The sequence below is a fragment of the Candidatus Methylobacter oryzae genome, from assembly GCF_003994235.2.
Taxonomy (GTDB): Bacteria; Pseudomonadota; Gammaproteobacteria; order Methylococcales; family Methylomonadaceae; genus Methylobacter_A; species Methylobacter_A oryzae.
This window is the reverse complement of sequence record NZ_RYFG02000005.1, coordinates 100127-100497: the sequence shown is the minus strand read 5'-3', so window position 1 is coordinate 100497 and position 371 is coordinate 100127. Positions and strand designations below refer to the sequence as shown.

Sequence of the window (371 nt, the reverse complement as noted above, 5' to 3'; positions counted from 1 at the left end):
GCAGCAAGTTATGGCTGATCACCAGGCCCAGACCGGTGCCGCCGAAGCGGCGGGTGATCGAACCGTCCACCTGGCTGAACGGCTGGAACAACTTTTCTCTATCGGCCTCGGACATGCCGATGCCGGTATCGGTCACGCTAAACACTAACTTGGCTTCCGACTGGATCATGCTCCGGACGTTAACTGCCAGCGTAACCTGGCCCTGTTCGGTGAATTTGATCGCATTGCCGAGCAGGTTANGTTTGCCGAAATCGCCCTGGGCCGACAGCGGCGCCCTGGAACGGTGTTGCGCAGGCAAGGCTGACAATCCCAGCACCAATTCGAAGCTGAAGCGGCTGCCCTGGCCGGGCGCGCTGGCGACGACGAATTCA

General features: G+C 60.5%; 1 protein-coding gene. It reads right to left on the bottom strand.

What is annotated here, in order from left to right; translation table 11 throughout:
- On the bottom strand, positions 1-316 hold a 316-nt coding region (locus EKO24_RS00625; RefSeq protein WP_479680432.1), incomplete at its 3' end, for an ATP-binding protein.
- Positions 317-371: the final 55 nt, after the last annotated feature.